Here is a 14,280-nt window from a genome sequence, read left to right on the forward strand (position 1 = left end):
CCTTAATACCCATCTGCATAAAATTCTTAATAGTTTAAATAACTACAGGTATAAAATGCCTTAATTTACAGTCTTTTATGCTGTAACTGTTAATTATCCTAAAGGGGTATCTTAGGAATTTACTTTATTTTTCATCCCCATCACTCTTGATCGTTATCAATTCCCACGCTGTTTCAGAGCGTTACCTTGCCCTTAAACATTAGCAATGTCGATTTATCAGAGAGCCGACAGGCTCCCACAGGAGAAAACCGATGAGTAAATTTCTGGACCGGTTTCGCTACTTCAAACAGAAGGGCGAAACCTTTGCCGATGGGCATGGCCAGCTTCTCAATACCAACCGTGACTGGGAGGATGGATATCGCCAGCGTTGGCAGCATGACAAAATCGTCCGCTCTACCCATGGGGTAAACTGCACCGGCTCCTGCAGCTGGAAAATCTACGTTAAAAACGGTCTGGTGACTTGGGAAACCCAGCAGACTGACTATCCGCGTACTCGCCCGGATCTGCCAAACCATGAACCTCGCGGCTGCCCGCGCGGTGCCAGCTACTCCTGGTATCTCTATAGCGCCAACCGTCTGAAATATCCGATGATGCGCAAACGCCTGATGAAAATGTGGCGTGAAGCGAAGGCGCAGCATAGCGATCCGGTTGAGGCATGGGCTTCTATCATTGAAGACGCCGATAAAGCGAAAAGCTTTAAACAAGCGCGTGGACGTGGTGGTTTTGTTCGTTCTTCCTGGCAGGAAGTGAACGAACTGATCGCCGCCTCTAACGTTTACACCATCAAAAACTACGGCCCGGACCGCGTCGCTGGCTTCTCGCCAATTCCGGCAATGTCGATGGTTTCTTACGCATCGGGTGCTCGCTATCTTTCGCTGATTGGCGGTACTTGCTTAAGCTTCTACGACTGGTACTGCGACCTGCCTCCTGCATCTCCACAAACCTGGGGTGAGCAGACTGACGTACCGGAATCCGCTGACTGGTACAACTCCAGCTACATCATCGCCTGGGGCTCTAACGTGCCGCAGACGCGTACCCCGGATGCTCACTTCTTTACTGAAGTGCGCTACAAAGGCACCAAAACCGTTGCCGTCACGCCGGACTACGCTGAAATCGCCAAACTGTGCGATCTGTGGCTGGCACCGAAACAGGGCACCGATGCGGCAATGGCGCTGGCGATGGGCCACGTAATGCTGCGTGAATTCCACCTCGACAACCCAAGCCAGTATTTCACCGACTATGTGCGTCGTTATACCGACATGCCAATGCTGGTGATGCTGGAAGAGCGCGACGGTTACTACGCTGCGGGTCGTATGCTGCGCGCTGCCGATCTGGTGGATGCGCTGGGCCAGGAAAACAATCCGGAATGGAAAACAGTCGCCTTCAATACCAATGGAGAAATGGTTGCGCCGAACGGTTCTATTGGCTTCCGCTGGGGCGAGAAGGGCAAATGGAATCTTGAGCAGCGCGACGGCAAAACCGGCGAAGAAACTGAGCTACAACTGAGCCTGCTGGGTAGCCAGGATGAGATCGCTGAAGTGGGCTTCCCGTACTTTGGTGGCGACGGCACGGAACACTTCAATAAAGTGGAGCTGGAAAATGTGCTGCTGCACAAGCTGCCGGTAAAACGTCTGCAACTGGCTGATGGCAGCACTGCTCTGGTGACCACCGTTTATGATCTGACGCTGGCAAACTACGGTCTGGAACGTGGCCTGAACGACGTTAACTGCGCAACCAGCTATGACGACGTGAAAGCTTACACCCCGGCATGGGCCGAGCAGATCACTGGCGTTTCTCGCAGCCAGATTATCCGCATTGCCCGTGAATTTGCTGACAACGCTGATAAGACCCACGGTCGTTCAATGATCATCGTTGGTGCTGGTCTGAACCACTGGTATCACCTCGATATGAACTATCGTGGTCTGATCAACATGCTGATTTTCTGCGGCTGTGTAGGTCAGAGCGGTGGCGGCTGGGCGCACTATGTAGGTCAGGAAAAACTGCGTCCGCAAACCGGCTGGCAGCCGCTGGCGTTTGCTCTTGACTGGCAGCGTCCGGCGCGTCACATGAACAGCACCTCTTATTTCTATAACCACTCCAGCCAGTGGCGTTATGAAACCGTGACCGCAGAAGAGTTGTTGTCGCCGATGGCGGATAAATCCCGTTATACCGGACATCTGATCGACTTTAACGTCCGTGCAGAACGTATGGGCTGGCTGCCGTCTGCGCCGCAGTTAGGCACTAACCCGCTAACTATCGCTCGCGAAGCGGAAAAAGCGGGCATGAATCCGGTGGATTACACCGTGAAATCCCTGAAAGAGGGTTCTATCCGTTTTGCGGCAGAACAACCAGAAAACGGTAAAAACCACCCGCGTAACCTGTTCATCTGGCGTTCTAACCTGCTCGGTTCTTCCGGTAAAGGTCATGAGTTTATGCTCAAGTACCTGCTGGGGACGGAGCACGGTATCCAGGGTAAAGACCTGGGTCAGCAGGGCGGCGTGAAGCCGGAAGAAGTGGACTGGCAGGACAACGGTCTGGAAGGCAAGCTGGATCTGGTGGTGACGCTGGACTTCCGTCTGTCGAGCACCTGTCTCTATTCCGACATCATTTTGCCGACGGCGACCTGGTACGAAAAAGACGACATGAATACTTCGGATATGCATCCGTTTATTCACCCGCTGTCTGCTGCGGTCGATCCGGCCTGGGAAGCGAAAAGCGACTGGGAAATCTACAAAGCCATCGCGAAGAAATTCTCCGAAGTGTGCGTTGGTCATCTGGGCAAAGAAACCGACATCGTTACGCTGCCGATCCAGCACGACTCTGCCGCTGAACTGGCGCAGCCGCTGGATGTGAAAGACTGGAAAAAAGGCGAATGCGACCTGATCCCAGGTAAAACTGCACCGCACATTATGGTCGTAGAGCGCGATTATCCGGCAACTTACGAACGCTTTACCTCTATCGGTCCGCTGATGGAGAAAATCGGTAACGGCGGTAAAGGGATTGCCTGGAACACCCAGAGCGAGATGGATCTGCTGCGTAAGCTCAACTACACCAAAGCGGAAGGTCCGGCGAAAGGCCAGCCGATGCTCAACACCGCAATTGATGCAGCAGAGATGATCCTGACGCTGGCACCAGAAACCAACGGCCAGGTGGCCGTGAAAGCCTGGGCGGCATTGAGCGAGTTTACCGGTCGTGACCATACGCATCTGGCGCTGAATAAAGAAGACGAGAAGATCCGCTTTCGTGACATTCAGGCGCAGCCGCGCAAAATCATCTCCAGCCCGACCTGGTCTGGCCTTGAAGATGAACATGTTTCTTACAACGCCGGTTACACCAACGTTCACGAGCTGATCCCGTGGCGTACGCTCTCTGGCCGTCAGCAGCTGTATCAGGATCATCAGTGGATGCGTGATTTCGGTGAAAGCCTGCTGGTTTATCGTCCGCCGATCGACACCCGTTCGGTGAAAGAAGTGATGGGTCAGAAATCTAACGGTAATCCGGAAAAAGCGCTCAACTTCCTGACACCGCACCAGAAGTGGGGTATCCACTCCACCTACAGTGACAACCTGCTGATGCTGACTTTAGGTCGCGGTGGTCCGGTGGTCTGGTTGAGTGAAGCCGATGCCAAAGAGCTGGGTATCGCCGATAACGACTGGATTGAAGTCTTCAACAGCAACGGTGCACTGACTGCTCGTGCGGTTGTCAGCCAGCGTGTTCCGGCAGGGATGACCATGATGTACCACGCGCAGGAACGTATCGTTAACCTGCCTGGTTCAGAAATCACCAGTCAGCGCGGCGGTATTCATAACTCGGTCACCCGTATCACGCCGAAACCGACGCATATGATCGGCGGCTATGCCCATCTGGCATACGGCTTTAACTACTACGGCACTGTAGGTTCTAACCGCGATGAATTTGTTGTAGTGCGTAAGATGAAGAACATTGACTGGTTAGATGGCGAAGGCAATGACCAGGTACAGGAGAGCGTAAAATGAAAATTCGTTCACAAGTCGGCATGGTGCTGAATCTGGATAAGTGCATCGGTTGCCACACCTGTTCAGTGACCTGTAAAAACGTCTGGACCAGCCGTGAAGGCGTGGAATACGCGTGGTTCAACAACGTGGAAACCAAGCCGGGCCAGGGCTTCCCGACAGACTGGGAAAACCAGGAGAAATACAAAGGCGGCTGGATCCGTAAAATCAACGGCAAACTGCAACCGCGCATGGGTAACCGCGCCATGCTGCTGGGTAAAATCTTCGCTAACCCGCATCTGCCGGGGATCGACGATTATTACGAGCCGTTCGATTTTGACTATCAGAACCTGCATACCGCGCCGGAAGGCAGCAAATCGCAGCCGATTGCCCGTCCACGTTCGCTGATTACCGGCGAACGGATGGCGAAAATCGAAAAAGGGCCAAACTGGGAAGATGACCTGGGCGGTGAGTTTGACAAACTGGCGAAAGACAAGAACTTCGACAACATCCAGAAGGCGATGTATAGCCAGTTCGAGAACACCTTCATGATGTATTTGCCACGCCTGTGCGAACACTGCCTGAACCCGGCATGTGTGGCGACCTGTCCAAGCGGGGCTATCTACAAACGTGAAGAAGATGGCATCGTCCTGATCGACCAGGACAAATGCCGTGGCTGGCGTATGTGCATCACCGGATGCCCGTACAAAAAAATCTACTTCAACTGGAAGAGCGGTAAGTCTGAGAAGTGCATCTTCTGCTATCCGCGTATTGAAGCCGGTCAGCCGACGGTGTGCTCTGAAACCTGTGTCGGTCGTATCCGTTATCTTGGCGTGCTGCTGTACGATGCCGACGCGATTGAACGTGCAGCCAGCACCGAGAACGAGAAAGATCTCTACCAGCGTCAGCTGGACGTGTTCCTCGATCCGAATGATCCGAAAGTCATCGAGCAGGCGATTAAAGACGGTATTCCGCTGAGCGTTATTGAAGCCGCACAGCAGTCGCCGGTTTATAAAATGGCGATGGAATGGAAACTGGCGCTGCCGCTGCATCCGGAATATCGCACGCTGCCGATGGTCTGGTATGTGCCACCTCTGTCGCCGATTCAGTCTGTGGCAGACGCGGGCGAGCTGGGCAGCAACGGTATTTTGCCAGACGTCGAAAGCCTGCGTATCCCGGTACAGTATCTGGCGAATCTGCTGACCGCCGGTGATACCCAACCGGTACTGCGCGCGCTGAAACGTATGCTGGCGATGCGTCATTACAAACGTGCTGAAACCGTTGACGGTAAAGTTGATACCCGTGCGCTGGAAGAGGTCGGTCTGACCGAAGCTCAGGCACAGGAAATGTACCGTTATCTGGCAATTGCCAACTACGAAGATCGCTTTGTGGTGCCGAGCAGTCACCGTGAACTGGCGCGGGAAGCCTTCCCGGAGAAAAATGGCTGTGGCTTTACCTTTGGTGACGGCTGCCACGGTTCAGATACCAAATTTAATCTGTTCAACAGCCGCCGTATCGATGCCATCGACGTGACCAGTAAAACGGAGCCGCACCCATGATCGAACTCGTGATTGTATCGCGTCTCCTGGAATATCCGGATGCTGCCTTATGGCAGCATCAACAAGAGGTGTTTGAGGCGATTGCTGCGTCGGAAAATCTGTCGAAAGAGGATGCCCATGCGCTGGGCATTTTCCTGCGCGATTTAACAGCGCTGGATCCGCTGGATGCTCAGGCCCAGTACAGCGAACTGTTCGACCGTGGTCGTGCCACGTCGTTGCTGCTGTTTGAGCATGTTCACGGTGAATCCCGCGATCGCGGCCAGGCAATGGTTGACTTGTTGGCACAGTATGAGCAGCACGGTTTGCAATTGAACAGTCGTGAATTACCGGATCATCTGCCGCTGTATCTGGAGTATCTGGCGCAGCTGCCGCAAAGCGAAGCCGTGGAAGGTTTGAAGGATATCGCGCCGATTCTGGCGTTGCTGAGCGCGCGTCTGCAACAACGTGAAAGCCGTTATGCCGTGCTGTTTGATCTGCTGCTGAAACTGGCGAATACCGCTATCGACAGCGACAAAGTGGCGGAAAAAATTGCTGATGAAGCGCGCGACGATACGCCACAGGCGCTGGATGCCGTCTGGGAAGAAGAGCAGGTTAAATTCTTTGCTGACAAAGGCTGCGGTGATTCAGCAATCACTGCTCATCAGCGTCGCTTTGCCGGTGCCGTCGCGCCGCAATATCTGAATATCACCACCGGAGGACAGCACTAATGCAATTCCTGAATATGTTCTTCTTTGATATCTACCCGTACATAGCCGGGGCCGTCTTCCTGATTGGTAGCTGGCTGCGCTATGACTACGGGCAGTACACCTGGCGCGCGGCATCCAGCCAGATGCTGGATCGCAAAGGGATGAACCTGGCGTCGAACCTGTTCCATATCGGTATTCTGGGGATTTTTGTCGGCCACTTCTTCGGTATGCTGACGCCGCACTGGATGTATGAAGCGTGGTTGCCAATTGAAGTTAAACAGAAAATGGCGATGATTGCTGGTGGTGCCAGCGGCGTGCTGTGTCTGATTGGCGGCGTGCTGTTGCTAAAACGCCGCCTGTTCAGCCCGCGCGTGCGTGCAACGACTACCGGAGCGGACATCCTGATCCTGTCGCTGCTGGTTATCCAGTGCGCACTGGGCCTGCTGACCATTCCATTCTCCGCCCAGCATATGGACGGTAGCGAGATGATGAAACTGGTTGGTTGGGCGCAGTCGGTAGTGACCTTCCACGGTGGCGCTTCTCAACACCTTGATGGTGTGGCGTTTATCTTCCGTCTGCACCTGGTGCTGGGGATGACGTTATTCCTGCTGTTCCCGTTCTCGCGTCTGGTGCACATCTGGAGCGTACCGGTGGAGTATCTGACACGGAAATATCAGTTGGTGCGTGCTCGCCACTAAGCACGACATAGTGCCTGATGCGCTGCGCTTATCAGGCCTACAGAGTCATACAATTCATTGATATTACGTGATATGTATGCCGGATAAGGCGTTCACGCCGCATCCGGCATAACGCAACGCACGTTGTCAGCCGGCTGAAATCGCCAGTTACACTCTGTGGATTTTTTCGGATTGTAGGGAAACGTAGCTCATCTATATGATAGGTCCCCCTGGAGCAGTGAAGGAGCACTGGTCGTGGATCTACCTAATCAACCGACGATCTCCGCGGCGTTAAAAATAATCGCCACGGGGATCGCCTTACCCCCTGATAAAATTACCTCTCAACAACTGGATGTTCAGCTAAATAAACCTGCGGGCTACGTTGAGCGACGTTCCGGCATTTGCTGGCGCTATTTTGCCAGCAACGACGCCAGCCAGGCCGAACTGGCGGCAGAAGCTTTACATAATGCGTTATCAGCGGCTGCCTTAAAACCCGGTGATATCGATCTGTTAATTAGTGCGTCAGCCGTTGCCGTACAGGCATTACCCTGTAGCGCAATTCATATTCTTAAAGCCGCTGCCATGCCCGCTGGCATTGCCGGGTTTGATATCAACAGCAGTTGCGTCAGCTTTATTTCCGCTCTGGAAGTTGCTGCCGGATTATTAAACAGTGGGGCATACCGGCGAATTGCCATCGTCTCGGCAGATATCGCTTCACGCGGTATCGACTGGAATCATGAAGAGTCTTCATTAATTTTTGGTGATGGCGCGGCATGCGCGATTGTCGAGCGGGGCGATGGTAGCAGCGGGATTGTTGCCAGCCTGATCGAAATGTATCCCGAAGGCAGCGAACTGTGTGAAATTCGTGCTGGCGGCACGCGGCGTAATCCTCGTTCAGGCATCAGTGATAGCGACTTTCTTTTTCATATGCAGGGGAAACCGCTGTTTCGTTTTGCCTCTTCACTTATTGAAGATTATTTTTCGCGCTTACTGCAAAAAAGCGGTCTGCAACTGGCTGATATCGGTACGGTCGTTCCGCATCAGGCTAGTCATCTTTCCCTTGAACATATGCGTAAACGGCTGCGAGTGCCGGAATCCGCGCTTATTGATGTCTACCGTTTCTACGGTAATCAGGTCGCGGCCTCTATCCCTACGGCGCTGCATGAAGCGATGATTAGCGGTCGTTTTGCTGCGAATAAACCTGCAATGTTGATTGGCACGGCGGCGGGATTAACGCTGTCAGGCATGGTGCTTTTACCGTGAAAATTCTCGTGACGGGGGCGACCAGTGGCCTGGGGCGAAATGCCGTACATTATTTGTTGGAGTTGGGTGTTTCGGTTGTGGCAACAGGACGAAATCGCGAGGTTGGCAAAGTTCTCGCAAGCGAAGGTGCACAGTTTGTGGCTCTCGATTTAACCGAGGCAACTGAGGATGACTGCGCCCGGTTGATGGAAGGCTGCGATGCCGTCTGGCACTGTGCGGCAAAGTCTTCGCCATGGGGCGACAAAACGGCATTCTGGCTTGCTAATGTTAAAGCGACCCACACCCTGGCACATGCGGCAGGCAGGCTGAATATTCCCCGGTTCATCCATATCTCCACGCCTGCGGTTTACTTTGATTTTCAACATCACTATGACCTGCAAGAAACCTGGCTTGCACGAGCATTCTCAAGCCATTACGCCAGTAGTAAATATGCCGCTGAGCAGGCTATTGCCGGGGCTGTCGCTCAATATCCTGCCACGACGTTTATTCTTTTGCGTCCACGCGGGCTTTTTGGCCCCTATGACCAGGTAATTGTTCCCCGTCTGATGCAGCAATTGCAACAGGGCGGCGGTTGCTTACGTTTGCCGCGCGGGGGGGAAGCGTTATTGGATCTCACTTTCGTGCAAAACGTGGTGTATGCCATGCAGCTGGCAACGCAAGTTGAAGGATTACGCTCTGGCTGTATTTACAACATCAGCAACCATCAGCCGCAGAAATTATCTGTAATGCTTGACGCCTTGCTGCGCCAACAACTGGGATTGAGCTACCAAATTGCTACCGTTCCCTGGCCATTGCTTTCTCTGGTCGCGCGCGGCCTGGAGCTGTACGGGAAATGCGTTAATCAGGAACCTGTTATCACACGTTACAGCGCCGGAACACTCTGTTTTGATATGACGCTGAGTGCGCAAAAGGCCATTACAGAGTTGGGATATCACCCGCGCTTTTCGATGGAGCAAGGTATTGCAATCACGGGACAATGGCTGAGGGAACATGGCAAAAATAACCGTATTTGAAACGGGCTGGTGTACCCATATTGGCTGTATTGCGCTGAAAGGGGCTGGGCTGAAAGTGTGTAAGTTCCCTGCCCGCGCCTGGCTGCTGGAAGTGGGCGAGAAACGCTGGCTGTGGGACACCGGTTATTCTTCGTGGTTTGAACATTACACGCAATCCGGTGTATTTCGTCTTTATCGCCAGGTCACGCCGGTTTATTACGAGCCGCAACAGGCGCTGATGCGGCAACTCTCCGCACACGGACTGGCGGCTAAAGATGTTGATGCGATTATTCTGTCGCATTTTCATGCCGATCATATTGCCGGTCTGCGTGATTTCCCTGATGTCGCTTGCATCTGTTCTGGTGAAGGCTGGCGGCAGGTAAGAACGCTGCGTGGCATAGCCGCACTGCGTCAGGCCTTTGTGCCCGGATTGATCCCGGAAAATTTTGAGTCTTCACTGCGCTTTATTGAAAGTTTTTCATCGGTGAATTTACCCCCAGAACTGGCGCCGTTTGAGTGCGGCTATTTGCTGCCAGAAAGCAATGGCGAAATTATCCTCGTGCCGCTTCCTGGTCATGCTGCCGGACATATTGGTGCGTTTGTGTTAACCGACAATGGCTGGACTTTACTGGCTGCCGATGCCGCTTGGGCACCCGCAAACTACTGCGAACTGCGTGGACCTTCTCCGCTGGCGCATCTGGTTATGTCGGACAGTCACGCTTACCACCGCACGCTTGGGCGATTGCATCAGCTTTGGCAAAACGGCGAGGTTGATATTCGTTTGTGCCACGAGGGGGATTTATGATCCCGTTGACCTTGCTCTGGCGCTACTTTCGTACCCGCAGGCTGCATTTTACCGATCGTCAGGTGCTGGAAAACTGGCAGGCAAAAAGGCTGCATCAGTTCCGGCAAAATGTCTTGTCTAAAAGCCCGTGGTTTCAGCGTTATCTGGCGTTGCCCTTTAACCAGTGGCCGTTGATGGGCAAAGCGTTAATGATGGCGCATTTCGATGAGATGAATACCGCTGGTTTAAAGCGCGACGAACTTCTCGCTTGTGCAATGCGCAGTGAGCAGAGCCGTGATTTCAAACCCTGTGTGGGCAAGTTCAGCGTTGGGCTTTCATCAGGTACATCGGGGCGTCGTGGACTTTTTGTTGTTAGCCCGCACGAACAACAGATGTGGGCCGCGGGTGTGCTGGCAAAAGTGCTGCCCGACGGTTTATTTGCCAAAGAGCGGGTGGCGCTGTTTCTGCGTGCGGACAACAACCTCTATCAAAGCGTGAACAATCGCTGGTTAAGTCTCGATTTTTACGATCTGCTAGCGCCATTTCAGGCGCAACTCAAACTTCTGCAACAGCGAGCACCCACGATTATTGTCGCCCCAGCTCAGGTATTACGCGCACTGGCTCTGGCGGTGATTGCCGGAGAGCTAACGCTAAAGGTCAAAAAAGTGATTTCGGTGGCGGAAGTTCTGGAGCCGCAGGATCGGGAATTACTGCGAAGCGTGTTCAACAATGTGGGCGAGATTTATCAGGCGACAGAAGGCTTTCTCGCTTCCACCTGCCGCTGTGGCAGCTTACATCTCAATGAAGAATTTATTCACATTGAACCGCAATGGCTGGATGAGCACCGTTTCGTGCCGATTGTCACTGACTTTACTCGCACCACGCAGCCGATAGTGCGTTATCGACTGGATGACATACTGGTGGCAAGTGGACAGCCATGCCCCTGTGGCAGTGCAACAATGGTGATTGCGCGTATCGAAGGGCGGCAGGACGATCAACTGCAACTGCCGACAAGATCTGGCGATATTCAGACTGTTTTTGCCGATTCCTGTAGCCGTGTGCTGGCGATGACGCTGCCGCTAACGGCCGATTATCGCCTGCTACAAACCGGGGCAGCACAGCTGACGCTAATAGCAGATTGCGAACCGGGGATGCTGGAGCATTGCCGGGAGGCATTGAATGCTTTGTTTTTGTGCCAGAATATCGCAGTAGAGCAATTGATATGGTCGCTGGAATCGCAAACTGTGGCAGTCGCTTTTGCGGCCAAGCGGCGGCGCATTGTGCGTCAGTGGGGGCGGGAATGAGCAATCTACTGCTACGCCTGAAACAGATACTGCTTGGCTGGGGAACCGTTGGGGTTATTTACAACTTTAGCGACTACCTGCAAGGTGAGGGATATCAATTAACACCGTCAGTAATTGATAATTTAATTGCGTTTTCTCCTTCTGCAGTGTGGCTGTACCTCTCGTTTTTTCTCCTTGTACCGTTAGGCTATTTATCAACGCCGCTTTGCCATCTACGCTGGCTGGCACGGTCAATGCAACTTTCGGCACTGGTAGCAGGCCTGTTTTATCTTCTCTGGCCCACAACAATGCAATATCCCTCGTTTGGTCAGTCGGGGATATCTGCGGGCGCACTAAACGGGCTGATAGCGATTGACTCAAGCCAGAACTGTTTTCCCTCTTTACACGCGGCGCTTACGCTGTTGGCTGTATGGGCGATAGCCAAAAAGGGGAACCGTTGGCTGACATTATTGAGCGTGGTCTGGGCGATAGCGATCGCCTTTTCGATTTTGCAATTACGTAGACATTTATTTATCGATTTAGTAGGCGGCGCGTTGCTGGCGTCGATTTGCGGTTGGATATGCGCAACATGCGAGAAAAGGAAGACGCAATATGAGTGATTTACTGTTTCCCATAATATCGATGGTGCTGTTGGTGTTAGCCGAAGCGGGTGTGTTGCAATTCACCGGGCGGCAAAAAGTAGACTGGCTGGACGTTATTTTTAATATCAACTCCGGTCATATGATGCTGTGGTTATTTCGCTGTCTGGAAGTGCTCTGCTATGGCCTGGTGGTCAATCACTTCAGCCTTGGACTGTTTGATAATGCGCCGGTGATCCTGCTGTGGCTGTTTACTATCCTGGCGTGGGATTTCGGCTTTTACTGGCTGCATCGCTGGCATCACGAAATGCGATCGCTGTGGGCGGTACATGTGGTGCATCATCAGGGAGAACACTACAACCTCTCATTAGGCGTGCGGAACTCGTGGTACTCCTCGTTAACCTCAATCCCGTTCTTTATGCTGCTGGCGATGGTTGGTGTGCCATTGCAGGTCTTTTTGGCGGTTTCTATTATTCACTACAGTTGGCAATTTTTTAACCATAACGCGCTAACGCCGAAACTGGGTTGGCTGGAAAAAGTGCTGATCACGCCTTCGCATCATCGCGTCCATCATCTGAATGAAAAGCAGTATGCTGATACCAATTACGGTGGCACTTTTTTGTTGTGGGATAAACTTTTCGGTTCGTATAGTGCCGGACCGGAACACGACGTAGGCTACGGCGTAAAAAATAGCCGCTTGTCCTGTAACCCGATGCGCGAGAGTAATCTGCCATTTTTACGCTTAATGGGCTTTCGCTCATTTGGCAAAGCGATTGAATGTCGCTACCAGAGTTCTCCGTGGGCGGTAGGAGCAGGGGTGATTCTGCTGTTTATGCTGGTGCTTGGCTACATTCAACAATATGGCTATGGCATCGAGTTTATTACCAGTGAGCAGGCCGTATTATTTGTTCTGCTGGTGGCAGGCTCCGTTGCGCTGGGGGGCATGAGCGACGGGCAGCGTTGGGGTCTGATTTTGTGGTGCTCTGTGACGTTGTCACTGCTCTATTTTATTCTTTTTTTGTGTTCATGGAGCACTCTGCTCTGGAAGGGATTAGCGGGCATTTTGCTGGCCCATTGTGTGTTATTCGTGACTGGTGTGGGCCGTAAGTCTTTCTTTAAGGAAACGCTATGAACCTGTTTAAGCCCGACAGGTTAATCACTTTTCCTGCTGATGATCCGCTACTGGTGAAACAGTTGCAGAATGGTACGAAATCGTACCTCGCAAAAGCAGGCGATCATCGATATGCCGACGGCTGGGCATTTGCCAAAATGGCGATGTTGATTATTGCCTGTTTATGCTGTTATGCAGTGGCGTTGTCTCAAAACCAGTGGGGACTGTATCTGTTGTGGTATCTGGCGATGATGTTTTGCGCCATGCTGTTAGCGGTCAATATAGTGCATGACGCTTCTCACGATGCATTTTTGCGTGGTAAAAAGGCCAATGCCTGGCTTAACCGGTGGGTTGCAATTCCTATGGGACTTGATCCGGACTGCTGGCGGGTGCGCCACGTTCGCTTTCATCACGGTTTTACCAATATTGAATTTTACGATCCTGACACCGCAGAAAATGGCATTCTTCGCCAGACCCCGTGGCAACGGTGGCGACCTTTTATGCGCCAGCAGCATCGCTACTGGCCACTGGTCGCCGCTCTCACCTTTCCCTGGTATATCTGGGTGGTGGACTGGCTCGATCGCGCAGGGTTTACGCCGGTAACGCGGCATCTGGCTGCGCGTGGCTTTTCTGGCTGGGGGTATTTTTTAGCCGGGAAACTGGCGCATTGTGTGCTTTGTTTAATACTTCCCTGGCTTCTGTCTGAATTTGGTTTTATGACCATCCTGCTGACTTATCTGCTCAGCCAGCTGCTGGCGTCATTGATTTTTGTGATGTTGATTATCGGAACGCACTGGGCGAAGGGACATACGCAGTTACCACCAGAAGAGGGCAAAATGGCCGTGGGCCGGCTGGCGCATACCTTCGCTACTACCTTTGACTGGACGACGCAACCTGCATGGCTTGGTTACTGGCTGGGCGGGATTAATCTGCATCTTACCCATCATCTTTTTCCTCACTGGCATCATCGCCATTATCCAGCGTTAAGCCGCATTATCGCTCAAATTGCCAGCCAGCAAGGTCTGGATTATCAGTTGTTGACGTTAGCGGATTTGTTGAGGCTACAGCAGCAGTTTTTACGGCGAATGGGGGAGAAGCCGATAGACTGAGAATGGAATCAAGTGATGGTGGTGAGGGAAGGATTACTCAGAGCTGCGCGCTTCGCCCTTCGGGTCGTTGCCTGCGGCAACGCTCTCTCGCTGGCGCTCGAGTCGAACCTTAGTCGAAGCTTCTCATCCTTCCCCGCATGGGCAGAATATTCAGTTACGGATTCGTTGGAGAATACAGGGGTTTTTGAAAGTGATGGTGGTGGGGGAAGGATTCGAACCTTCGAAGTCGATGACGGCAGATTTACA

At 52.8% G+C, this 14,280-nt stretch carries 11 protein-coding genes and 1 other RNA gene; 11 read left to right on the forward strand and 1 reads right to left on the reverse strand.

Annotated elements, in window-relative coordinates:
* The first annotated feature begins 251 nt into the window (after positions 1-251).
* The 11 genes from HEN33_RS22250 to HEN33_RS22300 all read left to right on the forward strand — a co-directional run bounded on the left by HEN33_RS22250 (position 252) and on the right by HEN33_RS22300 (position 14,034).
* The gene (locus HEN33_RS22250) at positions 252-3,995 is read left to right on the forward strand and encodes a nitrate reductase subunit alpha (RefSeq protein ID WP_000032985.1); all 3,744 of its coding nucleotides are present in this window, start codon (positions 252-254) and stop codon (positions 3,993-3,995) included.
* Positions 3,992-5,530 carry a nitrate reductase subunit beta gene (gene narH / locus HEN33_RS22255; protein WP_032302919.1) on the forward strand — a complete coding sequence of 513 codons (1,539 nt, stop codon included), beginning with the start codon at positions 3,992-3,994 and terminating at the stop codon, positions 5,528-5,530. The genes HEN33_RS22250 and narH overlap by 4 nt, the downstream gene beginning before the upstream one ends.
* Positions 5,527-6,237: a nitrate reductase molybdenum cofactor assembly chaperone gene (narJ, locus tag HEN33_RS22260; protein ID WP_032302920.1), complete on the forward strand. Its 711-nt coding sequence runs from the start codon at positions 5,527-5,529 to the stop codon at positions 6,235-6,237. Before narH ends, narJ begins: the two co-directional genes overlap by 4 nt.
* The gene (narI, locus tag HEN33_RS22265; protein ID WP_001160117.1) at positions 6,237-6,914 is read left to right on the forward strand and encodes a respiratory nitrate reductase subunit gamma; all 678 of its coding nucleotides are present in this window, start codon (positions 6,237-6,239) and stop codon (positions 6,912-6,914) included. Before narJ ends, narI begins: the two co-directional genes overlap by 1 nt.
* A 234-nt stretch (positions 6,915-7,148) precedes the next feature.
* Entirely contained in the window at positions 7,149-8,156 is a 1,008-nt protein-coding gene (locus HEN33_RS22270) for a 3-oxoacyl-[acyl-carrier-protein] synthase III C-terminal domain-containing protein (protein ID WP_176263108.1), read from the forward strand.
* A complete protein-coding gene (locus HEN33_RS22275) occupies positions 8,153-9,169 on the forward strand; it encodes an NAD-dependent epimerase/dehydratase family protein (RefSeq protein ID WP_000699359.1) in 1,017 nt (338 codons plus the stop codon). The genes HEN33_RS22270 and HEN33_RS22275 overlap by 4 nt, the downstream gene beginning before the upstream one ends.
* On the forward strand, positions 9,147-9,953 hold the full coding sequence (locus HEN33_RS22280) for an MBL fold metallo-hydrolase (protein ID WP_176263109.1): 807 nt from the start codon (positions 9,147-9,149) through the stop codon (positions 9,951-9,953). The genes HEN33_RS22275 and HEN33_RS22280 overlap by 23 nt, the downstream gene beginning before the upstream one ends.
* Complete coding sequence (locus tag HEN33_RS22285) at positions 9,950-11,236, forward strand: F390 synthetase-related protein (RefSeq protein ID WP_176263110.1); 1,287 nt, start codon at positions 9,950-9,952, stop codon at positions 11,234-11,236. The genes HEN33_RS22280 and HEN33_RS22285 overlap by 4 nt, the downstream gene beginning before the upstream one ends.
* On the forward strand, positions 11,233-11,835 hold the full coding sequence (locus HEN33_RS22290; protein WP_024212261.1) for a phosphatase PAP2 family protein: 603 nt from the start codon (positions 11,233-11,235) through the stop codon (positions 11,833-11,835). Before HEN33_RS22285 ends, HEN33_RS22290 begins: the two co-directional genes overlap by 4 nt.
* Positions 11,828-12,946 (forward strand): sterol desaturase family protein, encoded by a 1,119-nt coding sequence (locus tag HEN33_RS22295; RefSeq protein ID WP_176263111.1) that lies wholly within the window; start codon positions 11,828-11,830, stop codon positions 12,944-12,946. Before HEN33_RS22290 ends, HEN33_RS22295 begins: the two co-directional genes overlap by 8 nt.
* Positions 12,943-14,034, forward strand: a complete 1,092-nt coding sequence (locus tag HEN33_RS22300; protein ID WP_176263112.1) for a fatty acid desaturase family protein — start codon at positions 12,943-12,945, stop codon at positions 14,032-14,034. The genes HEN33_RS22295 and HEN33_RS22300 overlap by 4 nt, the downstream gene beginning before the upstream one ends.
* 16 nt (positions 14,035-14,050) lie before the next feature.
* Here HEN33_RS22300 and HEN33_RS22305 read toward each other — a convergent pair.
* A non-coding RNA gene (locus HEN33_RS22305) (RtT sRNA) lies at positions 14,051-14,182 on the reverse strand.
* Between the last annotated feature and the right edge of the window lie 98 nt (positions 14,183-14,280).

This window comes from Escherichia sp. 94.0001 (assembly GCF_013369155.2).
Lineage (GTDB): Bacteria > Pseudomonadota > Gammaproteobacteria > Enterobacterales > Enterobacteriaceae > Escherichia > Escherichia coli_F.